At 49.5% G+C, this 25,533-nt stretch carries 18 protein-coding genes; 14 read left to right on the top strand and 4 right to left on the bottom strand.

Going from position 1 to position 25,533, the window contains the following annotated elements:
• Positions 1-219: 219 nt before the first annotated feature.
• A complete protein-coding gene (locus ACO0K4_RS18710; RefSeq protein WP_422958194.1) occupies positions 220-1,503 on the top strand; it encodes a CmpA/NrtA family ABC transporter substrate-binding protein in 1,284 nt (427 codons plus the stop codon).
• On the opposite strand, the gene ACO0K4_RS18705 is transcribed toward ACO0K4_RS18710, so the two are convergent.
• Positions 1,500-1,697, bottom strand: a complete 198-nt coding sequence (locus tag ACO0K4_RS18705) for a hypothetical protein (protein WP_422958193.1) — start codon at positions 1,695-1,697, stop codon at positions 1,500-1,502. The two genes, ACO0K4_RS18710 and ACO0K4_RS18705, sit on opposite strands and share 4 nt — an antisense overlap.
• Between ACO0K4_RS18705 and ntrB the strand changes: the two genes are divergently transcribed.
• Positions 1,684-2,472: a nitrate ABC transporter permease gene (ntrB, locus tag ACO0K4_RS18700; RefSeq protein ID WP_422958192.1), complete on the top strand. Its 789-nt coding sequence runs from the start codon at positions 1,684-1,686 to the stop codon at positions 2,470-2,472. The two genes, ACO0K4_RS18705 and ntrB, sit on opposite strands and share 14 nt — an antisense overlap.
• Positions 2,469-3,320, top strand: a complete 852-nt coding sequence (locus tag ACO0K4_RS18695; RefSeq protein ID WP_422958191.1) for an ABC transporter ATP-binding protein — start codon at positions 2,469-2,471, stop codon at positions 3,318-3,320. Before ntrB ends, ACO0K4_RS18695 begins: the two co-directional genes overlap by 4 nt.
• 159 nt (positions 3,321-3,479) lie before the next feature.
• Here the strand turns inward: ACO0K4_RS18695 and ACO0K4_RS18690 are convergent, their stop codons facing one another.
• Both ACO0K4_RS18690 and ACO0K4_RS18685 read right to left on the bottom strand, forming a co-directional pair.
• Positions 3,480-5,192, bottom strand: a complete 1,713-nt coding sequence (locus ACO0K4_RS18690) for a protein kinase domain-containing protein (RefSeq protein ID WP_422958190.1) — start codon at positions 5,190-5,192, stop codon at positions 3,480-3,482.
• 68 nt (positions 5,193-5,260) lie between these two features.
• Entirely contained in the window at positions 5,261-6,475 is a 1,215-nt protein-coding gene (locus ACO0K4_RS18685; RefSeq protein WP_422958189.1) for a nitrate/nitrite transporter, read from the bottom strand.
• Between the two features lie 423 nt (positions 6,476-6,898).
• On the opposite strand from ACO0K4_RS18685, the gene nirB reads away from it, so the two are divergent.
• From nirB to ybiB, 5 genes are all read left to right on the top strand, one after another.
• On the top strand, positions 6,899-9,331 hold the full coding sequence (gene nirB, locus ACO0K4_RS18680) for a nitrite reductase large subunit NirB (RefSeq protein WP_422958188.1): 2,433 nt from the start codon (positions 6,899-6,901) through the stop codon (positions 9,329-9,331).
• A 121-nt stretch (positions 9,332-9,452) separates the two neighbouring features.
• Complete coding sequence (nirD, locus tag ACO0K4_RS18675) at positions 9,453-9,806, top strand: nitrite reductase small subunit NirD (RefSeq protein ID WP_422958187.1); 354 nt, start codon at positions 9,453-9,455, stop codon at positions 9,804-9,806.
• Between the two features lie 192 nt (positions 9,807-9,998).
• On the top strand, positions 9,999-12,767 hold the full coding sequence (locus ACO0K4_RS18670; protein ID WP_422958186.1) for a molybdopterin-dependent oxidoreductase: 2,769 nt from the start codon (positions 9,999-10,001) through the stop codon (positions 12,765-12,767).
• 194 nt (positions 12,768-12,961) lie between these two features.
• Positions 12,962-13,102, top strand: a complete 141-nt coding sequence (locus ACO0K4_RS18665; protein WP_422958185.1) for a hypothetical protein — start codon at positions 12,962-12,964, stop codon at positions 13,100-13,102.
• A 262-nt stretch (positions 13,103-13,364) separates the two neighbouring features.
• Complete coding sequence (gene ybiB, locus ACO0K4_RS18660) at positions 13,365-14,357, top strand: DNA-binding protein YbiB (RefSeq protein WP_422958184.1); 993 nt, start codon at positions 13,365-13,367, stop codon at positions 14,355-14,357.
• A gap of 200 nt (positions 14,358-14,557) precedes the next feature.
• Here ybiB and ACO0K4_RS18655 read toward each other — a convergent pair whose 3' ends face one another.
• Complete coding sequence (locus ACO0K4_RS18655; RefSeq protein WP_422958183.1) at positions 14,558-16,798, bottom strand: TonB-dependent receptor; 2,241 nt, start codon at positions 16,796-16,798, stop codon at positions 14,558-14,560.
• 473 nt (positions 16,799-17,271) lie between these two features.
• Here ACO0K4_RS18655 and cobA point away from each other — a divergent pair, with 473 nt between their 5' ends.
• From cobA to rpoD, 6 genes are all read left to right on the top strand, one after another.
• Entirely contained in the window at positions 17,272-18,048 is a 777-nt protein-coding gene (gene cobA / locus ACO0K4_RS18650; RefSeq protein ID WP_422958182.1) for a uroporphyrinogen-III C-methyltransferase, read from the top strand.
• A 208-nt stretch (positions 18,049-18,256) separates the two neighbouring features.
• Positions 18,257-19,453 carry an NAD(P)/FAD-dependent oxidoreductase gene (locus ACO0K4_RS18645; protein WP_422958181.1) on the top strand — a complete coding sequence of 399 codons (1,197 nt, stop codon included), beginning with the start codon at positions 18,257-18,259 and terminating at the stop codon, positions 19,451-19,453.
• 307 nt (positions 19,454-19,760) lie between these two features.
• A complete protein-coding gene (rpsU, locus tag ACO0K4_RS18640) occupies positions 19,761-19,973 on the top strand; it encodes a 30S ribosomal protein S21 (protein ID WP_005877634.1) in 213 nt (70 codons plus the stop codon).
• A 122-nt stretch (positions 19,974-20,095) separates the two neighbouring features.
• The gene (locus tag ACO0K4_RS18635; protein ID WP_422958180.1) at positions 20,096-20,545 is read left to right on the top strand and encodes a GatB/YqeY domain-containing protein; all 450 of its coding nucleotides are present in this window, start codon (positions 20,096-20,098) and stop codon (positions 20,543-20,545) included.
• Positions 20,546-20,570: 25 nt separating this feature from the next.
• The gene (gene dnaG / locus ACO0K4_RS18630; RefSeq protein WP_422958179.1) at positions 20,571-22,364 is read left to right on the top strand and encodes a DNA primase; all 1,794 of its coding nucleotides are present in this window, start codon (positions 20,571-20,573) and stop codon (positions 22,362-22,364) included.
• Between the two features lie 374 nt (positions 22,365-22,738).
• Positions 22,739-25,426: an RNA polymerase sigma factor RpoD gene (rpoD, locus tag ACO0K4_RS18625; RefSeq protein WP_422958178.1), complete on the top strand. Its 2,688-nt coding sequence runs from the start codon at positions 22,739-22,741 to the stop codon at positions 25,424-25,426.
• Positions 25,427-25,533: the final 107 nt, after the last annotated feature.

Here is a 25,533-nt window from a genome sequence, read left to right as displayed (position 1 = left end):
TAATGGGATATTGATCGCCGTTTTGAATTTAAATCTGATGTAAAGGCAATCTGGCACAGCAATTGCATAAGAACAGATAAGCGCCAACGATGGCGCACTTGTGAATCAGACCAACGGCGGTCGATTCGCATCAGACAAAGGTGTCTTCCCACACAAACAAATCGTTTGGTGGCAAGGCGCCTTTTTTTTGTCCACAAATTATATAGCTGGAGTGCAGACATGTTGAAGCAAGAGACATCCACCAAACCTGAAGGCGGTCAAGATGAGAAATCAGTTAATCATAAACGTCGCAGTATCGTACAAAGCGCCAGCTTATTTGCAGGAGCAAGTGCAATGGGATTAGCGACCGGTGGTGTGTGGGCAGCAGGCTCAGATAAGCCAGAGAAGGAGGAGGTTCGCATTGGCTTCATCCCGTTGACAGATTGCGCGTCTGTCGTGATGGCCTCCGTGCTTGGCTTCGACAAAAAATACGGCATCAAAATTGTACCGACCAAAGAATCGTCCTGGGCAAGCGTACGCGATAAGTTGGTCAACGGCGAACTCGACGCTGCACATTGCTTATACGGCTTGCTGTATGGCGTGCAAATGGGTGTCAGCGGATCCAAGAAGGATATGAATATTTTGATGACGCTGAATAACAATGGACAAGCAATTACCTTATCCAAAAAGCTGGCAGAAAAAGGGGCGGTAGACGGCGCCGGTCTCGCCAAGCTCATGCAAACCGACAAACGCGAATACACTTTTGCACAGACTTTCCCTACCGGTACACATGCCATGTGGCTGTATTACTGGATGGCAGCATACGGAATCAATCCGATGAAAGACGCTAAAGTCATTACCGTCCCGCCACCGCAAATGGTCGCGAATATGCGTGTGGGTAATATGGATGGCTACTGCGTCGGTGAGCCCTGGAATCATCGTGCGATTGCCGACGGCATTGGCATTACTGCCGCCACAACACAAGATATCTGGAAAGATCATCCGGAAAAAGTATTGGGTACAACTGCCGAGTTTGCACAGAAATATCCGAATACAGCCAGAGCAATGACAGCGGCGATTCTTGAAGCCAGTCGCTGGATTGATGCATCGCTATTGAACAAAAATAAAATGGCTGAAACGATTGCCGATAAATCCTATGTCAATACCTCGGTTGATGTCATTAATCAGCGGATTCTCGGTCGTTATCAAAATGGATTGGGTAAGACTTGGGATGACCCTAACTATATGAAATTCTTCAACGATGGCGCAGTGAATTTCCCTTATTTGTCTGATGGTATGTGGTTCCTCACTCAGCACAAACGCTGGGGTTTGCTGAAAGCCGATCCGGATTATCTGGCCGTCGCAAAATCTGTAAATCGTATTGATATCTACAAAGATGCTGCAGCAATGGCAAAAGTCAGCGTCCCCAAAGACCCGATGCGTAGCAGTAAATTGATGGATGGTACCGTATGGGATGGTAAGAATCCCGCTGCGTACGCAGCATCCTTCAAGATCAAAGCCTAAGGAGTTGCGATGAATACCATGGTGCAAGGTGTCATTAGAGAGCCGATAAGAGAGTCATCAACATCGGTGGCTGACAGCGCAACAGAAAGAGCCACTTCATCTGCTATGTCAGAGCTAACAGCGGCCGCAGTGACGACAACAACATCGACAACAGTAGCGATAAAAAATAAGGAGGTAAAAGTGAAGCGTTCCATACGACCGTTTTTGTTGAGTGTTTTACCGCCGATATTTGGTATTGGCTTGCTGGTGCTGATCTGGGAAATTATTGCATTCAAAAATTCATCCTTTCCGTCTCCCTGGGTGACTTTGCAAGAGGCGATCAATGTATTTTCTGATCCTTTCTATCAAAAAGGACCGAACGATCAAGGCATAGGCTGGAATATTTACGCATCGCTGAAACGGGTGGCAGTTGGTTTTGGACTGGCTGCCGCAGTAGGGATTCCGCTAGGGTTCATGATAGGCCGGTTTCGCTTTTTGTCCGGCATGTTTAATCCTATTATCAGCTTGCTGAAACCGGTCTCGCCATTAGCTTGGTTGCCGATTGGCTTGCTGGTATTTAAGTCTGCCCATCCTGCCGCGATCTGGTCCATCTTCATTTGTTCTATCTGGCCGATGGTGATTAACACGGCGATCGGTGTGCAGCGTGTGCCGCAGGATTATATGAACGTGGCGCGGGTATTGAATTTATCTGAATGGAAAATTGTCACGAAGATTTTATTCCCTTCGGTCTTGCCTTACATGCTGACGGGAGTACGTCTGGCGATCGGTACCGCATGGTTAGTGATCGTCGCAGCCGAGATGCTGACAGGCGGTGTCGGGATTGGATTCTGGGTATGGGATGAATGGAATAATTTAAACGTTCCTCACATCATCATTGCCATTATCGTCATTGGCTTAGTCGGTTTGATTCTGGAACAAATTCTGGTCGCGATTGCCCGCGCCTTCACTTATGAAGAGGTATCGTCATGAAGCCATCTGAGACTGTGATTGACTCATTGTCCAAAGATCCTGCAGGAGATCAAAAGTATATCGAGATCAATCAGGTCGAGATGATGTTCAACACCAAGAAAGGTAGCTTCCACGCACTGCGCGACATCAACCTCAAGGTGCGTAAAGGCGAATTCATTACTCTGATTGGTCACTCCGGTTGCGGCAAGTCCACTTTGCTGAATCTGATCGCAGGTCTTACCGAAGCGACGTCAGGCACTTTGTTGTGTGCGCATCGCGAAATCTCCGGCCCGTCTCCAGAGCGTGGTGTGGTGTTTCAAAACCATTCTTTATTGCCATGGCTGACTTGTTACGAAAACATTTACCTTGCAGTGGAACGGGTTTTTGGCGCAGCTGAAAATAAGACTAAATTACAAAAACGTACCTTACAAGCTTTGTCGTTAGTTGGTTTGATGCATGCAGAAAAAAAACGTCCTAATGAAATTTCCGGAGGTATGAAACAGCGTGTCGGCATAGCCCGTGCGTTAGCGATAGAACCAAAAGTCTTATTGATGGATGAGCCGTTCGGCGCACTTGATGCACTGACCCGCGCGCATTTGCAAGATGAATTACTGAAGATCGTTGCCAAGACTCAATCTACCGTAGTGATGGTGACGCATGATGTGGATGAGGCGGTATTGTTGTCCGATCGCATTGTGATGATGACTAACGGTCCTGCAGCGACTATCGGTGAGATCCTCAGCGTCAATCTGGATCGTCCGCGTGATCGTGTTGCGTTGTCGCAAAATCCTCAATACGCGGAATACCGTAGTGCCGTGCTGGAGTTCCTATACCATCGGCAGTCGCATCCCGCCAAGGATGCGGCCTGATTAAAGCGGAGCTAGGGGATACGGCATGGTTCCCTTGTATGGGGGGAGTGGGCAACGGATGAATGGGTGTCTTGAAGGAATCCGTGGCGATCAGATTTGTCGCGTCAATTATCCAAACTGTTGTGCCTTTAATGTAGGGGCACAACAGAGTTCGTCATATCAGCGGATCATCAGAACATAGACTAAGAGCAAATTTAGGATGATCGATGTTGCGGCAATGGCGCGCCAGACGCCAGCCGGATCACGCTTGGCCAGCGGTTGTGCTGCAGGTGCCGCCAGCGGTCTGGTTGCCCCGCGCTCTAAAGCGAGCAAAAATTCTTCGGCGGTTTCAAAACGATCAGGACAATCGCGCGCGACGGCTTTCAGCAAGACATTTTCCAGCCACAGTGGCAGATCCGGCCGATAGCGGGTCGGCGGGGTAGGCTGTGCAAACTTAGGTCGCTGAAATGGCTCGACTTCGCCATACGGATAATGCCGGGTGAGCAGGTAATACAGGGTGACGCCAGTCGCATACAGATCCGTCTGACGCGATGCCGGTTCGCCCTGAAATTGTTCCGGAGCCAGGAACGACGGCGTCCCTGCCATACTGGTACTGGCACTCAGGTTTTTATCTTCAGCATCTAGCCCGGATTGGGCGACACCTAAATCCAGAATACGGACTTCATCATCTTCACCGAGATGCACATTGTCCGGCTTGATGTCTCGATGCAGGATGCTGCGACGATGCAATGCACCGATGGCGCGCACTAATTTGCTGCCGTAGGTAATGACTTCAGGAATCGTGAAATGCTGACCCGCGTCCATGCGACGCTGCAGAGAGTCTCCCGCGTGCCAGGTTGTTAGGTAATACAAAAAATTTTTATGCTCGGGACTGATGACTTGTGGAAAAAAACGCGCCACCACTTTTTTTGCCAGCCACGCTTCATGCGCAAATGCGGAGATTTCCATCGCATCGTTAGCGCGATCAGGATGCAGGGTTTTGAGCACCAGCGTCCGGTGCTGCACCGGATCGGCTACCCGATATAACAGTGTAGCTGCTGAGGTATGGATAATGTCTTCAATCAGATAACCATCGATGCTTTGTCCCGGCTTCATTTTTGGCGGAACCGGCAGGGTGCGTAACTGTGATAAGGCATCGCGCAGATCCCCTTCCGGCAGGCTGCTGACTTTGATAAACATCGCGCTGGCATTATCTTGCGAACCTGATTTGATGGCTGCTTCTGTCAAACTCTGTGCCGCTTGTTCTGAGCTTAGTTCTGCGTTGGCAAGCTGTTTCATAACATCGGTCAAGTCGTACTCAGTCATTGCTGCCCAGACGCCATCGCTGGCAAGCAGAAAGACGTCGTTGAGTTTGAGTTCTCCCATGCCATGATCGAGCGCCAGGCGGCTATCGAGGCCAATAGCGCGCGTCAGCACATGCTGCATTTCCGGCCTGTCCCAGACATGATCCTGCGTTAATTTTTGCAGCTGTCCGTCCCGGTATAAATAGCACCGGGTGTCGCCGACATGCGCGGTGTAGTACATGCGGCCACGCAGCACGAGCGTGGTCAGCGTACTCGCCATACCCGCGAGTTCTTTACGCACTGTGCCTTGTTGCTGTACCCAGCTATTGATGGCGACTAATACGCGCTCCAGGGCGGTGGTGATTTCCCAGGTATCTGGCGTCGCATAATAATCGGTCAGCAAACCACGCACGGCATATTCTGACGCTTCGCGTCCGCCTTCGTTGCCGGATACACCGTCGGCAATAGCAGCAATCACGCCTTTGGTGGACAGCTCAGGTCCCTCAGGGGTCACCATGCCGACAAAATCCTCATTGCGGGGACGTATGCCGGCAATTGAGGAGTAGCCGGCAGTGACGATTAAGGGCATGTGATTACGTGGTGGTGTGATGATGTCATTCTGTGGTTTATCGTGAAAGTCTTATCTTATTGCTGTGCTCAGATTTTTGCCGTGGTCATTGCGGCAGAACCCCAGGTAGTACGCCAGCGCTTTTTCACCAATGATAAACCGATCAGCGCGACAATCGCCAGGCTGGCAAAAATCATCAGACCAAGTTGATAGCTACCGGTGATCTGACGCGAGTATCCCATACTCGCAGCAAGATAAAAGCCACCAACACCACCCGCCATACCAACCAGTCCGGTCATGACTCCCATCTCTTTGCGGAAGCGTTGTGGCACCAGTTGAAATACCGCGCCATTGCCAGTGCCAAGTGCCAGCATCGCGATGACAAATACAATCACGGCACTCATTGCTGATTGCAAGCCTGTACTGGCGATAAACAAGAAACTTGAGGCAATCACATACATCACGGATAGGGTCTTAATGCCGCCGATACGATCAGCGATTCTTCCTCCCATAGGACGTACTAAGGATCCTGCGAACACGCAAGCCGCTGTGAAATAACCGGCGGTCACCGGTGATACGCCATATTGTGTGTTGAAATAAATCGTCAGCGTTGATGCCAGACCAGAGAAGCCACCAAATGTGACACTATAAAAAAACATAAACCACCAGGCGTCCTTATCTTTTAAGACAGCCAGATATTCGCCTAGTGATTTGGTCGGCGTATCACCAGGCGCATCTTTGGCAAACACCAGATAGACCACCAGAGCGATCAGTAATGGAATCAAGGCCAGACCGAATACATTTTGCCAGCCAAAAGCAATCGCCAGTGCAGGTGCAAACAACGCGGCGAACGCGGTCCCCGAGTTACCAGCCCCGGCAATCCCCAGCGCCGTACCCTGATGCTCAGGCGGATACCAGCGCGAGGCAAGCGGCAGCGCAACGGCAAATGCGGCACCCGCGACGCCAAGGATAATGCCGAGGAATAGTAGCTGTTCATAACTATGTAAATTGCCCAACCACGCCCAGCACAGGCCAACCAGGACGACAAACTGACCGATGAGTCCGGCTTTTTTGGGCTTCAGATGATCGACCAGCATCCCCATCACGATACGTAACAGTGCACCGGCGAGCAGCGGTGTGGCGACCATTAAACCTTTCTGTGCAGCGCTAAGTCCCAAGTCTTTAGATATCTGTATACCAAGTGGTCCTAACAGTACCCAGACCATAAAACTCAAATCGAAATAAAAGAAGGCGGCGAGTAACGTGGGAGTATGTCCCGCTTTCCAGAAAGAGGTTTTCTGCATGATTGCTCCAAAAGTGAATGCTAATGCCCCTTGCAAGTGCCATGCCACCTAATCGTGCAAACTCAGGCAAACGATTGCGCGCAAAATTGAGGCAAATCTCATAGAGCAAACGACACGCGAAGATCGCAATGCTCATGATTTGTGCGATGCACCAGTAGTGGTGCCTGGTTGCATCTTTTGGGTGCGATATTTTGCATCGGAGCATTGAATTGGTGAAGCGTACAAAAAAGCGAATGATCAAGTTTGATGCAATACGATGGTCGGATTGAACCGCTAATTGAGCAGGAATATCTTATACGTACGTACAAAAATAGCGGCTCACGGAGTCGGACTTCATCACGGTGATGGATCCTGTATTTGCATAAAAACCAACTGGCATTGCTCTTGCTTAGTCAGTAGCAGAGACAAGTAAAGGAGTTAGCCATGAAGAAATTGAAGTTAGTGATGGTGGGTAATGGTATGGCAGGCGTGCGTACCTTGGAAGAGTTGCTGAAAATTGCCCCCGACCTGTACGACATTACGGTATTTGGTGCTGAGCCACATGCTAATTACAACCGTATTTTGCTCTCACCTGTTTTGTCCGGTGAGCAGAATTTTAAAGACATCATGCTCAACGATGTCGACTGGTATGAAGAAAATAATATCACCCTGCATCTCGGTAAAAAAATCGTCAAGATCGACCGCGTCAAGCGTCTGGTCATCGCCGAAGATGGTACGCAGACAGACTATGATCGCCTTCTGATTGCTACAGGCTCTGTCCCGTTTATGTTGCCAGTGCCAGGCAAGGATGCCAAAGGCGTCATCGCGTATCGCGATATTTACGATACCAATACTATGATCGAAGCGGCAGAAAAACATACGCATGCCGTGGTCATCGGCGGTGGCTTGCTGGGACTGGAAGCGGCGAATGGTCTGATGATGCGCGGCATGAAAGTCTCAGTGGTCCATTTGCCGGGCTGGCTGATGGAGCGTCAGCTTGATCAGGTTGCTGCCAGGATGCTGCAAAAATCGCTGGAGGATCGCGGCCTCTCCTTCTTGCTGGAAAAAAATACAGAAGCGATTCTGAGTGATGACAATGGCCACGTAAAGGGCATTCGCTTCACTGACGGTCTGGAGATTCCCGCGCAGTTAATCGTCATGGCAGTTGGTATTCGTCCGAACACCGCACTGGCAGAGTCTGCAGGGCTGTATTGCAATCGTGGCATCGTCGTCAACGACACCATGCAGACTTACGATCCACGTATTTATTCTGTCGGCGAATGTGTGAATCATCGAGGCACTGTGTACGGTCTGGTGGCGCCATTATTTGAAATGGGCAAGGTCTGCGCGAATCATCTGGCGAATTTTGGGATTGGCCGTTACCAGGGTTCAGTCACATCGACGAAGCTGAAAGTCACGGGCATTGATCTGTTCTCCGCCGGTGAATTCATGGGCGGCAAAGATACCGAAGAGATCATCCTGTCTGATCCGATAGGTGGCGTGTACAAGAAGCTGGTGCTCAAGGATGACAAGCTCATCGGTGCTTGTTTGTATGGCGACACTGCTGACGGAAGCTGGTATTTCAAGCTGCTGCGCGAAGGCAAAAACATTGCAGAGATCCGCGACACCTTGATGTTTGGTGAATCCAATACCGGTGACGTAGGTCACGAAGGTTTTACTAAAGCTGCCGCGATGCCGGATACCGCAGAAGTCTGTGGTTGTAATGGCGTCTGTAAAGGCAAGATCGTCAGTACGATTAAAGAAAAAGGTTTGCTGACTCTCGATGAAGTGCGCAAACATACCAAAGCGTCGGCATCGTGCGGCTCCTGTACCGGATTGGTGGAACAGGTTCTGATGTTCACGGTCGGCAGTGATTACAGCGATAGCGCAAAAGTCAAAGCCATGTGCAGCTGTACCGATCATTCGCATCAGGCAGTGCGCGATGCGATTAAAGAACATAAATTGCTGACCGTCGCAACGACCCAGAAATTCATGGAATGGCGCACACCGGATGGCTGTTCAAGCTGTCGTCCTGCGATCAATTATTACCTGATTTCGACCTGGCCGCGTGAGGCAAAGGATGATCCGCAATCACGTTTTATCAACGAACGCTCGCATGCAAATATCCAGAAGGATGGCACTTACTCCGTGATTCCGCGGATGTGGGGCGGTGAGACGAATGCCTCTGAATTGCGTCGTATCGCTGATGTTGTCGATAAATTTAAAATTCCTACTGTGAAGGTCACTGGCGGTCAGCGTATCGATTTGCTGGGTGTGAAAAAAGAAGATCTGCGCGAAGTCTGGCATGACCTCGGCATGCCGTCAGGTCTGGCGTATGCCAAGGGTTTGCGTACTGTCAAAACTTGTGTAGGTAGTGAATGGTGTCGCATGGGCACGCAAAACTCGACCTTGATGGGGCAGCAGTTAGAACGCGAACTGGCTCGTATGTATTCGCCGCACAAGGTTAAGCTGGCAGTGTCCGGTTGTCCGCGTAATTGTGCGGAAGCGGGTATTAAAGACGTAGGCGTGATCGGCGTCGATTCTGGTTGGGAAGTCTATGTCGGTGGTAACGGCGGGATCAAAACCGAGGTTGCACAATTCTTCGTCAAGCTCAAAACGCATGAGGAGGTCATGGAGTACACCGGTGCCTTCTTGCAGTTGTATCGCGAAGAAGGCTGGTACCTCGAGCGCACCGTGCATTATCTCGAACGTGTTGGTCTTGATCATGTGAAGAAAATCGTACTCGAGGATGAAGAGCGTCGTAAAGAGTTGTATCAGCGCTTGCTGTTCGCTCTCGAAGGCGAGAGTGATCCTTGGCATGAACCGGAGAAGGCGCAAGTCGACACGCGTCAGTTTGAGATGCTGTCAGCATCCTGATAAATCGTCGAGAAAATTCGCCCAGAGAACTCAGCCTGATAAACAAGGTGTGCTTGCGCACCAGAACGCCACATGGATGCGTGAGTCGCATCCATGTGTGAGAGATAAAAAAGGAAACACCATGTCCGAACAATGGAAACCTATTTGCAACGTTGATGATATTCCGGTACTCGGTGCGCGTGTAGTAACTCGCAGCGCCAAACCCGATGTCGCGATTTTTCGTAACAGTGAAAATAAAGTTTTCGCCCTCCTCGATAAATGTCCGCACAAGGGCGGTCCGCTGTCTCAGGGAATCGTCTTTGGTGAAAAAGTGGCATGTCCGCTGCATAACTGGAATATTGAATTGCCGACGGGGTGCGCGGTATCGCCAGACGAAGGCTGTACGCAAAAATTTGCACTGAAAATCGATAATGGTCAGGTTTTTCTGGATGCTGAAGAACTGAAAAATCTCGCCCTGGATCCTGCGAGTGCGTGATTGGGCGGTGATGCATGCCTGCGCAGGCATCGCGCTGATTCACATTCGCCAAGATACCGTCATCAAGTACGAAAATTAATATACTCCCCTTTACTTATATTAAAACTATGCTGTTTCCGCAAGTTTTAATTGGTGCTTTAAATAATACTGGTATGGAGTATAGTATTTTTGCATTCTCAAAAAGGTAAGCACATGACCGAAACACTAGCCACCTGTTGTTACTGCGGGGTAGGTTGCGGTGTCATTATTCAGACCGAAGGCCAGCAGGTAACCGGGGTTCGCGGCGATCCTGATCACCCGGCGAACTTTGGCCGTTTATGCAGCAAGGGCAGCACGCTGCATCTGTCGGCACAACCCGCGATCAAGATGCAAACGCGTGCCTTATATCCAGAGATGCGTGTTACGCGTGAGCAGCCGCGCAGCAAGGTAAATTGGGACGTCGCCTTAGATAATATGGCGCAACAGTTCGTCGATACGATTGCAGCGCACGGGCCCGACAGTGTGGCGTTTTATATTTCCGGTCAGTTGCTGACTGAGGATTACTACGTTTTTAATAAGCTCGCCAAAGGTCTGATCGGTACCAATAACATCGACAGCAATTCCCGGCTCTGTATGTCGAGCGCGGTCGCTGGCTACAAACAGACGTTGGGCGCAGATGCGCCGCCAGCGTGCTATGAAGATCTGGATCTCGCAGAAGTCATTTTTATCGTCGGCTCGAATACAGCGTACGCCCATCCGATTTTGTATCGTCGTATCGAAGACGCTCGAAAAAAAAATCCTGGGCTCAAAATTATCGTTGCCGATCCGCGTCGTACGGATACGGCGCGTGAAGCCGATTTGTTTTTACCGATTTTGCCGGGTACCGATGTCGCTTTATTCAATGGCATGTTGCATCTGTGTTTGTGGGAAGACCTGATCGACAATGAGTACATCGCGGCACACACCGAAGGTTTTGCTGAACTCAAGCAAACCGTACGCGATTACACCCCCAAATTCGTCGCACAGACCTGCGGTATTACCGAAGCCGATTTAGTCCAGGCCGCTCGCTGGTTTGGACAATCCAAAGCCACACTGTCCCTGTATTGCCAGGGCTTGAATCAGTCGTCATCCGGCACGGCAAAAAATGCCGCACTGATTAATCTCCACCTCGCCACGCATCAGATTGGCAAACCTGGCGCCGGTCCGTTTTCATTGACCGGACAGCCCAACGCGATGGGCGGTCGTGAAGTCGGTGGCATGGCGAATCTGATGTCGGCACATCGCGATTTAGCGAATCCAGTACACCGAGCCGAAATCGCTAAGCTGTGGGGTGTGGATGATGTACCCGCGATGCCAGGCAAAACGGCAGTCGACATGTTTGAGGCCGTGCGTGCCGGTGAGATCAAAATTATCTGGATCGTCTGCACGAATCCTGCGCAGTCCATGCCAGAGCAAAACCTGATACGAGCAGCGCTCAATAAAGCAGAACTGGTGATTGTGCAGGAAGCCTATAGCACCACTGCGACTGTGCCCTATGCCGACATCTTGTTGCCAGCGACGACCTGGTCGGAGAAGTCCGGTACGGTGACTAATTCTGAACGACGTATCACTCGCGTCAATCCGGCGCTGGATAAGCCCGGTGAGACCAGACACGATTGGGAAATCGCCACCGAGTTTGCACGCAAGCTGGAAATCTTACTAGGTAAAACCCATTCGATTTTTCCGTATGAAACACCAGAGCAGGTCTGGAACGAGCATCGTGAAAGTACCCGTGGACGTGACCTCGATATCACCGGTTTGTCCTATGCGATTCTTGAGCAGGCGGGCGCGCAGCAATGGCCCTATCCGGAAGGTGCGAGTAAGGGACAGCAACGTTTGTATGAGGACGGAATTTTCCCGACAGCGACAGGGCGTGCCCGTTTCGTCAATACCGTGTATCAACCGGTCAAAGACGCGATTGATGCGCGCCATCCTTTCCAGCTCAATACCGGACGTTTGCGTGACCAATGGCACGGTATGAGCCGTACCGGCACGGTTGCACAATTGTTTTCGCACGCTGCTGAGCCTGGGATTGCGATGTCTAAGCAAGATATGGACAGACGGTTTTTGCAGCAGGGCGACTTGGTGCATGTGACCAGCCGGCGCGGATCGCAGATTTTCGCTGTGCAAGAGAGCGACGAGATGCGTGCCGGTCAGGTGTTTGTTGCCATGCATTGGGGTGAAGAGTATGTGTCCGGCCGTGGCCATGGCGAGCATGCTGGCTACGGTGTGAATGCGCTGACATCGCCTGCGATCGATCCCAGCTCTAAGCAGCCGGAGCTGAAGGCCGCGGCCGTCAAAATTCTTAAAGCAGAATTGCCGTGGCGTTTCCTGGTATTTGCCTGGATCGATCAGGAGCAAGCCTTGATCCTGCAAAAGGCATTACGTCCTTACATGCGTGAGTTTGCTTATGCTAGTTGCACCCCGTTTGGTCGCGACAAAACAGGTATCTTGTTTCGTGCCGCTGACGACTACGCCGCAGCGCCGGAGTTGACGCAACAGATCGAGCAGTTATTCGGCATCACCGGTGCTGAAGTTTTGCGCTATGACGATAGCAAGCGCGGTAATGCCAGGCATATCATGGTCAAGGATGGCAAGCTGTCGGCAGTCTCCTTAGCGGGTGACGTGTCGGCAGAAAGCTGGCTGAAAGCCTATCTGGTCGATGAAGAACCCGTCGCCAAGCTCGGTCGCTTATTGTTGATGCCGAGTACCACTGCGCCACAAGGTTTTACGGCAAGAGGCAAGGTCGTATGCAGTTGTCTGAACGTCGCCGATACTGAAATCAATAGTGCCCTGGGCACAATGACTGGCAGTCAGGATGAGCTGCTTGCAGGACTGCAAACGCGTCTTAAATGCGGCACGAATTGTGGTTCTTGTGTGCCGGAGCTGAAGAAGATGATTGTGATCAGGAGTGAGCCAATTTCAACTGTTATCACCGTTTGATAACCAATTGAATAGTTCTTGGCACTATGATTTATATTGTAATGCTCGACAAGAGAAGAACGTGATTCTTCATATATGGGATTGATGGGAGAGAGTGCTCATTTTTAGAAGCAGCATTGTTGACTTAAAAAAACATATCTCTTAGGATAAATTAGAAGTGACATATTGTCCTTCATAATCAGAGAGGTAAATCTATGTTGCAACATGTGCTAAAACCTGTTTCAGTAAAATCTCGTCAAGTGAATAAAGAGTTGGCGATTAATTCAAAAAAATCTTCAATTACTGCTAAAGAACGTAAGCCTAAATCAAATTTATTTGGTAATAAAATCAAGTAAACTTTTTGCGATCATCATATTGAGTATTTTGATCGCATTTTTATTTTATCTACTGATGTATAAAATGCTCATTCAGTTGACTTGTCTCGTATTTTTTATCAGACATTTATTCTTCAGCGCTAGTCCTTATATAAATTCTTAATCAAATCATTCTGTAATTGATTTTGATGAGCGGTTATCATTTATGAATACTTGAAAATGAAATAGCTTTCATGCCAATTTATATTCACTGCCCTATGACTTTTTTGAGTCGTTTAATTAAATGAAAAAGATCGATACTTCATCTACCTCTCTCTTTCCCGCAGCCCGCTTCATCAAAGAAATCGGACGCGGAAAAGAAGGTGCCCGTAGCATGTCGCAAGAGGATGCGCAGTTATTGTATGGCGCCATGCTGGAGGCGCGGGTATCTGATCTGGAGATGGGCGGGATCTTGCTGGCGATGCGCATTAAAGGTGAATCGGTGCAGGAGATTGCAGGCTTTATGGCCGCGGCGCAGACCCAGATTCTTGCCTTACATGCGCCAACAGATAGATTGCATGTTCCTGTGGTGATCCCAAGTTACAACGGTGCCCGTAAGAAGGCAAATCTGACACCCTTGCTCGCTTTGCTGTTAGCGCGCAGAGGTGTGCCTGTGCTGGTGCATGGCGTGCTGAAAGATGCCGGACGGGTGACAACAGCGGAAATTTTTGAGGCGCTTGGTAAGCCGTTTGCGCATTCTGCCGCGGAGGCAGAAGCGCTAATGGCACAGCATGAACCGGCTTTCATGTCGATAGATACCTTGTCTCCGGCGATGACACGTATTCTGGCGATGCGCAAAATCTTGGGGGTTCGCAATTCTACTCATACGCTGGTAAAAATCCTTCAGCCTTTTACCAGTCCGGCTTTGAGGCTGACTTCCTATACGCACCCTGAATATCAGATTATGTTGCATCAGTATTTCTCTGATATTGCACCGCATGAACGTGGTGATGCTTTTTTGATGCGTGGTACCGAGGGGGAGACAGTGGCGAGTACCGGACGTGCGCAACAGATTGACTGGTTTCATGAGGGGCAATGTACGACCTTGGTACAGACGCATCAGAGCCTGTCCGGCGATTTGCCAGATATACCTGAAACTTGTGATGCGGCGACTACGGCGCGCTGGATTGAGTCCGTGCTGGCGGGCGATGTGGCAGTACCGGCAAATATTGCAGATCAGGTGGAGCATTGTGTTATGGTCACAAAATTACTCAAAGAGCGATTTGCCGGGGCTTAAGCTTACATGTCAATTGAAGCGTTATGAGGAGACTTGGAACGGATGTATCCCTAATACAGGGAGCGAGAGGTCAGATTTGACGAAAGAGATATAAAAAAAGCGCCGGATGAACCGGCGCTTTTTTGTTGAGCATGACTTATCGTGATTAATTAATGCGTCTTCTTCAATTAGAAGTTCGTCAGAAATTCGTCAAAATTTCATCAGAAGTTCGCTTTGAACTGCACGCCGTAGCTGCGTGGTTCGTTCAGGATACCTGTCAGATTGTTGAAGTCGATCGCTGCGATGACTTGTTGCTTGTTGGTGATGTTACGACCATAAGCAGCCAGTTCATACTTGCCATCCGCCCATTTGTAGCCAACACGCAAGCCGCCTTCCAGCAGGGATTTGGCTTTGTATTCTTTGGCTTCATACAAGAACATGTTGTAGGTGTCTTTGTATGCCCAGTCGGTGAATACATACAGATCGCCATCAGCAATCGGCGTGCTGTATTTGAGCGTGAAGTTGCCTATCCACTTCGGTGCGCGTGGCAATGGATTGCCGCCGATCAGTACAGTACCTGCAACAGGTCCTGCCGGATTCGTGACAGTACAGCCGTTACCGCAAGGAGAGACAAACAATTTGGCATCTTTGATTTCGGTGTCGTTATAGCTGACGCCGACCGTTGATTTCCAGTTACGGCTCAGGTTTGCTTGCAGATCAACTTCAAAACCCTGACCGGTTGCTTTGTCTGCATTGACCAGTTTGTTTTGATTGACTGCGCCACTACCTGCAGTCAGTTGCAAGTCTTTGACGGTGTACTGGAATACGGTTGCTGTTACGCGAGCAGTATTGTCTAGAATGTCTTTCTTGATACCGGCTTCAAAAGACAGAGCTTTTTCGGAATTTGCAACAGAGATGCCGTCACCAAATAAAACACGACCCTGGACACTTGGCGCGCGGTAACCGGTTGCTATACGACCAAAGAAATTGGTCGTTGAGTCTGCTGCATAATTGGCACCTAAATCCCAGCTGATGTTGGTAGAGCTAGGGCTTGCGGTGTAGACAGTAGGGTTGTTGCTAGGGGCAGAGCCGGGTGTCCATGGACGACGTGCATCAAAGTCTTTCTTGTCGCTGGTATAACGCACACCGCCGCGCAATTTCAGTTGATCGCTGACCGCATAATTCAGAGAACCAAATGTTGCCCATGATTTCGCATGCTGGTGCTGTACTGCGTAACCATCTTGTACATTACCGCCCAATGAATTGAAATCGAAACTATCAACTTGTAAATCTTCTTTGAAGTAATACACGCCAGCGATCCATTGCAGAGCATCTTTGGTATTGGATTGCAGACGAATCTCTTGTGTCACCTGTTTCAGGTCTGGCACGCCGTCTGCGGTTTCCGCTGGGAATGGAATAAAACCAGGACCCATCGGTTGCGCAAAGGAGGCACCATAACCACCATCGACGTCAGCGCGGCTATATAACTTTGCTTTGTCGTAGGCAGTGATCGAATACAGTGTCATGCCATCAAAATCCCAGCGCAGGCGCGCGCTGACACCGGATGAACTCAGGGTCTGAGTATTGATACCGTCAGTCGGATAGCTGCTGTAGTTGAAGCCAGGCACCAGTTCGTTCGTGCCTTTTTGAATGATATTGGCACGGAACAGTGTGGCGTTGCCTGACAAGTCGCGACCATGCGCATTGAACAGGGCGCTGAAGCCGCCGTTCTTATACGCCAGTTGAATACGTGCTGCTTTGTCGTGGTAGCCTTCGAGTTCTTTGGTGCCGGTGCTACGCGGGTTGGTGACGCGGTCATCACGTGATTGTGACTGACCGGATAAACGCATTGCCCAGTCGCTATTCAGCGGTACGTTGACTGCACCTTCAAAATTGACTGCTTTATCGTTACCCAGGCCTAGGTTTGCATAACCTTCAAAGACGTTGGTCGGCTTAGCTGACTCAAATTTGATGACACCTGCTGGCGAATTACGGCCAAACAAGGTACCCTGCGGGCCGCGCAGAACTTCTACCTGATCGACGTCAAAAATCGGGAAACCTTTCAAAATCGGGTTTTCCTGCACGACGTCGTCATAGATCAGGCCAACTGGCTGAGATGCATTCAGATCAAAATCGGTATTGCCCAGACCGCGGATATAGAAGCGTGGAAAGACACGACCAAAATCGGATTCAATGTTCAGGCTGGGTACGCGTGAAGCAAGTGCGCGAATGTCTTGACCGCTGGTGTTATACGTATCCAGAGCCTCGCCTTTGATGGCAGAGATGGACATCGGGACTTCTTTGATGTTTTCTGAGCGGCGGTTGGCCGTGACGATCACGGTTTCTAATTGGGTGGAATCTTTGGTATCGCCAGACTTCGTCTGGGCGAAGGCAGCATGCATAGGGAAGGCAGTTGCTACCGCAAGTGCCAGCAAGCTGAGCTTGGTAGTTGGTTGTTGCATCTGATTCATCCTCTCGGTTAATTGAAACGACATACAGTCAGGAAAACGGGTACTTCTTATTACGGCTTCATATTGCCGTTGACCTGACCAAAAACAGTGCGTGCAGCGTTTGATGCACGACGACAGAGCTCAAAGCTTCGGTGCTCAATGATTGCGCAATCGTTTGCGCTATCAATAGCTCTGTTATCTCTTCTTGCAACAACCAAGTCAAGAATTAGTTTATATGACATGCAATTTTGAGAAATGTGACATCTTTTCGTTGCAAAATTAAAACAGACTATTGATATGCAGAAATTTTATAAATGATTTTAGCGAATACCAGTTGGGAGATTGCCGCCATATAAGAGGGCATTTATCTACTAATTTGTATTATTTTGGTGCAATTAATGCGCAATGCCACTAAAAACGAGATGGTTTTCATGGAACGTGACTTGCATAACAGGTGTATCTGAAAGACGTTCTGGACATCATTTATGCATATCTATGGCAAAGTATTTCTCGTCGGCGCAGGCCCCGGCGATCCTGACTTATTGACGATTAAAGCGGTTAAAGCGATTGCGCAGGCGGATGTCGTCCTGCTTGACGATCTCGTGAATCCTGAGGTGTTACAGCATGCCTCGTCCTCCGCTCGGATCGTGCAAGTCGGCAAACGCGGTGGTTGTCAGTCAACGCCTCAGGCTTTTATTGAAAAACTGATGCTGGCAGAAGCGCGGGCAGGTCAATGCGTTGTTCGTTTGAAAGGTGGGGATCCTTTTATCTTTGGTCGCGGTGGCGAAGAGCGTCAGCATCTGATGCAGCATGGAATCGCCGTTGATGTAATCAATGGCATCAGTAGCGGGCTGGCCGCACCAGCCAGTCTGGGCATTCCGCTGACGCATAGGGACTGGTCGCAGGGAGCAATTTTTGTTACTGGACATGGTAAAACACCGGATCATCGTCCTGACTGGGCTGCCTTAGCTAAAACCAGATTAACGCTGGTGATTTATATGGGCGTCGCGCACTGCCAGCAGATTCAGGATGAATTGATTGCCGGTGGTTTGTCTGGGACAACGCCAGTTGCCGTCATTCAATCAGCGACCCGGGATCATCAGAATCAACTGGTCACGACCTTGCAGCATCTCGCCAGCGATTTGTCTGCATCGTCGCTAGGGAGCCCAAGCGTCATTGTGATTGGCGATGTGGTGCGCTGTGCTGATGTGCAATATCAATTAACTAATTTACCATCGGTGGTCGCAGCACTGGGTGCGTAGGTTTCGTCCGGCGACAATCCTATTGGATGCGTATTTTTTTTGTATCTGGCTTCGGTTGCTCAGCATTAAATTGAGGGATGTTTTTACCTGTTTAATTGTTGGCAGTCCGCAAATCGCATGGATTACATCGGCTACAATCACGCCTCAATCTTGCCTGGCGAAAGTCCGGCGGAGTTTATCAGAGCCGAAAAAATACGAAAGTCAGGAAATGAGTCAACACTACGATGCAATCGTCATTGGCGCGGGCGCTGCTGGCATGATGTGCGCCAGCATTGCAGGTCAGCGCGGCAAGAGCGTCTTGCTCATTGACCATGCCGTGAAGCTGGCGGAAAAAATCCGTATCTCTGGCGGTGGTCGCTGTAACTTCACTAATTTACAAGCTGGCCCAGCAAATTTCTTGTCTGAAAATCCGCATTTTTGTAAAAGTGCTTTATCGCGTTACACCGCGCAGGATTTTTTAAATCTGATCAAAAAATACCGGATCGCGTATCACGAAAAGCATAAAGGCCAGCTATTTTGTGACGACAGCGCGGAGGATATCATTCGTATGCTGAAGGCGGAATGCGATCTGGGTAAAGTCCAGTGGCGCATGCCTTGTCAGGTTAAGGAAGTTCAGCGTACAGACGCTGGATATCAGGTTCTTACGGAGCAGGGGGCATTCTCGGCCACACAACTCGTGATTGCGACGGGAGGATTGTCCATTCCAAAAATCGGTGCTACGGATTTTTCTTATCAAATTGCACGTCAATTCGACCTGAAGATTGTTGAGCCAAGACCGGCGCTGGTGCCCCTGACTTTTGATTCCAATGCATGGGAGCCTTTTGTGCCGATGGCGGGAATTTCGCTTCAGGTTGATATCGCGATCGGTGATAAAAAGAATAAAACGATTTTTCGCGAAGACTTGTTATTTACCCATCGTGGATTATCTGGTCCGGCAGTATTGCAAATTTCTAGTTTTTGGCAGCCAGGTGAGGCGATTACGGTCAATTTGCTACCCGAAGTCGATTTGGCGGAAGAGTTGATTGCTGGTAAGGGGACGATTAAAAAGAATCTGGCGAATCATCTTGCTACTTATATGCCTGCCCGTCTGGCAGAGGGGGTGCTCACGGCGAATGGGTTTGCCGGAGATGCCAAAGTCGCCGATTTGACTGACAAGCGCTTACGTCAGTTGGGTGACAACATGAATCGCTGGCAACTGATCCCGAATGGGTCTGAGGGGTATCGTAAAGCCGAAGTGACGCGCGGCGGTGTTGATACGCGTGAGCTTTCGCAGCAAAGCATGATGGTGAAGAATTGTCCGGGGCTTTACTTTATTGGTGAGTCCGTCGACGTGACGGGGTGGCTAGGCGGATACAATTTTCAATGGGCTTGGTCGTCGGGATTTGCAGCAGGCAGTGCCATCTAATTTTGATTGAATTCTGATTGGCAGATTTGTTTACCGTTTTATTAGGGTGATGTTGTTTTTTATTTAGTCTTTATACTACCCTGGTGTATTTTCAATTGCCCTTATATACAGTGCGCATCCAGGTATAAAAAATAGCATACTCCCTATATTTGATCATTCTCACAATGAACTTAGGACTTGTAAATTATAGGGAATAGAATGTGCACTGAAGTTTTGCGTAAGATTTAATCAGTTCAGCTTCCAATCTCATCAAAGTTCTGCTATTATCTCGTTCTTCCTATAAATTTTTCATTGGTTCCGAACTTAAATGACCACAATTCGCCTTAAAGAAAACGAGCCGTTCGAAGTCGCTATGCGTCGCTTCAAGCGCACCATCGAAAAGACCGGTCTGTTGACCGAATTGCGCGCACGCGAGTTTTACGAGAAGCCAACTGCAGAGCGCAAGCGCAAGCTGGCTGCCGCAGTAAAGCGCCACTACAAACGCATTCGTAGTCAGCAATTGCCTAAGAAAATGTATTAATTCTGGACTGATGCTGCTACGCAGTATCGTTCATCATTGTTGCATTTGATGGCTAGCATGCCCGCTCCGGTAGTCCGCAGCGGGCTTTGTGTTTTTAATAAATTACATTGCCAGGAAAATCCATGAGCTTAAAAGATCAAATTACCGAAGACATGAAATCAGCGATGCGTGCAAAAGAAACGGCAAAGCTGGGTACGATTCGCCTGATCACTGCGGCGATGAAGCAAAAAGAAGTGGATGAACGCGTTGAATTGACGGATGCAATGGTGCAGACCATTATCGATAAGATGATCAAGCAGCGCAAAGATTCGATCAGTCAGTTCGAAGCAGGCGGTCGCCAGGACTTGGCGGATATTGAAAAAGCTGAACTGGCGATTTTGTCCGCCTATATGCCGGCTGGCATGTCGGATGCCGAAGTGCAGGCTGAGGTGATTGCCGCAGTCGCAGAGTCTGGCGCCGCCGGCCCGCAGGATATGGGTAAAGTCATGGCGATTTTGAAACCGAAACTCGCGGGTCGCGCTGATATGACGGCAGTGTCTGCATTGGTAAAGGCTGCATTGACGTCACGCTAATTGCTGTAATTTTGAGCTGACGATTTTGATTCCACAAACCTTTATCCAGGATTTGCTCGCCCGCGTCGATATCGTCGATGTGGTGGGTAAGTATGTCCAGCTCAAAAAAGGTGGTGCAAACTACATGGGTTTGTGCCCCTTTCATAACGAAAAATCCCCAAGTTTTACAGTAAGTCCGACCAAACAGTTTTACCACTGTTTTGGTTGTGGTGCGCATGGTACATCCATCGGTTTTTTGATGGAATATTCCGGCATGAGCTTTGTTGATGCAGTAAAGGATCTGGCGCAAAACAACGGCATGATTGTGCCTGAGGATGACAAGCTACTTCCCGCTCAGCGAGCCGAAGTTCAGGCAAAAAGTCTGGCGCTGACGGATGTCATGACCAAGGCTTGTGATCATTATCGCTTGCAATTGCGAGGGGCTGAAGCGGCAATTGCCTACTTGAAAAAACGCGGGTTAACGGGCGAAGTGGCTGCCAGATTCGGGCTTGGTTATGCGCCTGACGGATGGGACGGATTGCGTGCGGTTTTTCCGGATTATGCGGCACCAGCTTTGGTTGAGGCGGGTCTGGTTATTGACAAAAGTGAAGAGGACGGCGGCGGGCGTAAGCGTTACGATCGTTTTCGTGAGCGCATCATGTTCCCCATTCGCAATACTAAAGGTCAGGTCATCGGTTTTGGTGGGCGAATATTGGAGCAGGGTGAGCCCAAATACTTGAATTCGCCCGAAACGCCGCTATTTCAAAAAGGCTTTGAGTTATACGGTCTGTTTGAGGCGCGTCAGTCTATCCGTGAAGCTGGTTATGTGCTGGTAACCGAGGGCTATATGGATGTGGTCGCGCTGGCGCAAATGGGTTTTCCGCAAGCGGTGGCAACCTTGGGTACGGCATGTACGCCAACACATGTGCAAAAATTGCTGCGTCAGACGGACCACGTGATTTTTAGCTTTGACGGCGATAGTGCTGGACGCCGCGCGGCAAGGCGTGCTTTGGATGCCTGCCTGCCTCATGCAAATGATAATAAAGTCATTAAATTTCTGTTTTTACCGACTGAACATGATCCGGATAGTTATATCCGTGCGCTCGGTAACGAGGCTTTTGCTCAGCAAGTGCAGGATGCTATGCCCTTATCGCAATTTTTCATGAAAGAAGTTGTTGGCGACAGTGATTTGTCGACGGCGGAGGGGCGCGCCAAAGTGCAATTTGATGCTAAACCCTTGCTGCAGCAAATGCCTGCCTCGGGTTTGCGGTTACAGATGGTACGTAGTCTTGCTCAGGTGACCAAGACAACACCGGCGGAAATCGAAGCATTGTTTGAATTAAGTCAGCCCGTTGCCCGGGTCAAAATTGCATCGCCTAAAAGCAGGCGTAGCGCTCCCGTGGGTTTGGAGCGGCAAATTATGCGCATCTTGGTCGCGCATCCTTCGCTGTCGGTTGCTTTGGACCGGAGTGCTCTGGCGGATGCGGCGAATCTGGCGCCGGACGGGGCGGAAATGCTGATGTATCTGGTGTCTTCTGCGCAAGCGATGGGTGAGCAGGCAAATTTCGCCGCACTTGCCGAGCATTTGCGGGCATCTGGCTCCGATTACGATACCTTGATCGCAGAAATCGCTGAGCAGACCGAGACTGATATTGATGTTGTGCGCGTGGAATTGACTGGCGCAATCCGGCAAATGCGTTTTCAAGTCCTGAAGTCTGAAATGGAGATGCTGGCGGCATCAGGTTTGCGCGAGCCTGCGGATATCGCTCGTTATCGGGAGATTATGCAAATGCAGGAGAGTCTGCGTCGGCAAGCGGAGGCAGAAGTAGTGGCAAGATAGTAATTAAGCATGATGAGATGCATCAGGGTTAATAGGGGCTTGCCTATTTTTTGCTCACTAAAAGCCATGTGTGTGCTCGTGAGGGCTAGAGTTAAGTCTGTGCTCGTGGTATAATTAAAGGCTTTCGATTCAAGGTCTTAGGTTGTTTCATTCTGAGAGAAGCGTTTTTTTGCCGATCCAGAATGTGTTGTTTAGGTGAGCGTAATGCTCCTCCGAGTAACCCAAAACACCGGCGCTGAGACTCGGGTAGTCTGACATAGAAAAGGACATTACTCGTCGCGGCGAATCATATGATTCGCTGCTTAAGTATTGTCTTTTTGTATGAGACAGGCTGCCATCTCTGTTCCGGTAGGTTTGATTCAATGGCTAAAGCAATGAAGAAACCCGCGAAAACTCCGACATCCTCAGCAGCAAAAAAAGTGGTCGCCAAAGTGGCGCCAGCGAAACCTATTGCTAAAGCCTCGTCAAAAAAAGATGTCGCCAGTGCGAGTAAAGCTAAGGTGTCTGTAAGCAAAGTACTAGCTAAACCTGCCGCCAAAAAAGAGGTTGCGAAAGACACTAAAGCGCCTAAAGTGATAAAGCCCGTAGCAAAACAGAGTGCAGTGAAAGCCGCTGCCGACAAGCCTAAAACTAAAGGTGTTGTAAAAGACGAGGCCAGGTCAAACGTGAAAGCGTCTGGCAAGGAAGTAATAACCAGCAAGAATGCAACGCCGGTAGCCGCGGCTGATCGCAAGTCCAAAGAAGTTGCCAAACACGCCCCTGAGGGTGCAGGCAAAAAAACGGACAAGCCACAATCTGCACCATTGAAAGCTTCTGTGACAATTAACAAAACCGATTCAAAGACAGTGATAAAGCCAACCAAGAATTCAGCCAAGTCTGACAAAGCGCCAGAGATTCAGGAAATTAAATCCGGATCCGCGCCTGCCGTTAGCCAAACCACTGATGCTGCCGTGCTGGCAGCAATTGATACATCTGGTTATATTTTGCCAGGTGTAAAAGTTCCTGGTCGTCGCGGTCGCAAACCAAAAGAGTATCAGCCGGAAAACGAAGAAATTGCCGCTTTGAATGCCGTCGAACGCGCTGAAATGAAGGCCATCGACAAAGCCAAAGCCAAGGACCGTAAAGCAAAAGAAAAAGCTTTGTTGAAAGATGCATTTTCTGCTGATCCAGAAGCTACGGCGGAGGAGCTGGAGCGTCGTCGCCAAAAGCTGAAAACCCTGATTAAACTGGGTAAGGATCGTGGCTATCTGACATTTGCCGAGATCAATGATCACTTGCCAGAAAACGTCGTTGATCCCGAAGCCATTGAAGGCATTATCGGTACCTTCAATGATATGGGTGTCGCGGTCTATGAGCGCGCACCAGATGCCGAAACTTTGCTTCTGTCAGATAACGTCGTCACCGTTACCAATGATGATGATGAAGTCGAAGCGGCAGCCGAGGCAGCGCTGTCTACAGTCGATTCCGATTTTGGTCGCACGACTGATCCCGTCCGCATGTATATGCGCGAAATGGGGTCGGTTGAGTTGCTGACGCGCGAAGGCGAAATCGTCATCGCGAAGAAAATCGAAGAAGGTCTGAAGGACATGATTCAGGCGATTTCTGCTTGTCCTACCACGATTGCAGAAATTCTCGTTGCCGCTGAGCGTATCCGTAATGATGAAATCAAGATCGATGAATTAGTCGACGGACTGGTCGATCCTAACGCCGCCGAAGAAGAAGAAAAACCGGTTCCTGTAGTCGTAGCCGAAGAGGAAGACGACGAAGAAGAGGAGGAGGAAGAGGAGGAAGAGGAGGATGAAGAAGCAAGTGCCGCTGGCGCCGCTGCCATCTCCGCTGAGCAACTCGAGCAACTCAAACGTGATTCTCTGGCGAAGTTCGATATCATTTCCAGTAACTTTGACAAAATGCGTAAAGCATTTGAAAAAGAAGGCTACAACTCCAAATCGTATGTGAAAGCACAAGAGGCGATTTCTAACGAATTGCTGGGTATGCGCTTTACTGCAAAAGTCGTTGAAAAATTGTGCGATACCCTGCGTGGTCAGGTCGATGAAGTCCGTCATGTGGAAAAGCAGATTCTGGAAGTCGTGGTTAATCGCTGCAATATGCCGCGCAGCCATTTCATCAAAGTTTTCCCGGGCAATGAAATTAATTTGAAATGGGTTGAAGGCGAAGTGAATGCTGGACATTCTTACAGCGCCGTGTTGGGCCGTAATATTCCAGCTGTCCAGCAACTTCAGCAAAAATTGATCGACTTGCAGGCGCGTGTCGTATTGCCTTTGCCAGATCTGCGCGGCATCAATAAAAAGATGTCGGCAGGTGAAATGAAAGCGCGTAAAGCAAAGCGCGAAATGACCGAGGCGAACTTGCGTCTGGTAATTTCTATCGCGAAAAAATATACGAATCGCGGCTTGCAATTCCTTGATCTTATCCAGGAAGGCAATATCGGCTTGATGAAGGCCGTCGATAAATTCGAATACCGCCGTGGGTATAAATTTTCGACCTACGCAACTTGGTGGATTCGCCAGGCGATTACCCGCTCGATTGCTGATCAGGCGCGCACGATCCGTATTCCTGTGCATATGATCGAGACCATCAACAAGATGAATCGTATCTCGCGTCAGATTTTGCAGGAAACTGGCGTAGAGCCAGATCCGGCAACGCTCGCAATCAAAATGGAAATGCCGGAAGATAAGATCCGCAAGATCATGAAGATTGCTAAAGAACCGATTTCGATGGAAACGCCGATCGGTGATGATGATGATTCGCATCTGGGTGATTTCATTGAAGATAATCATACATTGGCACCGGCAGATGCAGCCTTACATGCATCAATGCGCAATGTCGTCAAAGATGTATTGGATTCACTGACGCCGCGCGAAGCTAAAGTGTTGCGCATGCGTTTTGGTGTTGAAATGTCGACTGACCACACTTTGGAAGAAGTTGGTAAACAGTTTGACGTGACACGTGAGCGTATTCGTCAGATAGAAGCTAAAGCACTGCGCAAATTGCGTCATCCATCGCGATCAGACAAGCTGAAAAGCTTCCTAGAAGGTAATTAATGTAATACAATTGGCGTCGGTTTTTTCGACGCCTGTTTTTCGTTTGCATTTAAAATTTTGAATGCAACAATTTGCAGGTGACAGCATTGAGCGATGCCTGCATAACC

It is taken from the genome of Undibacterium sp. RuTC16W (assembly GCF_049339445.1).
Lineage (GTDB): Bacteria > Pseudomonadota > Gammaproteobacteria > Burkholderiales > Burkholderiaceae_D > Undibacterium.
The sequence above is the reverse complement of the archived record's forward strand: the minus strand, read 5'-3'. Positions and strand labels throughout refer to the sequence as shown.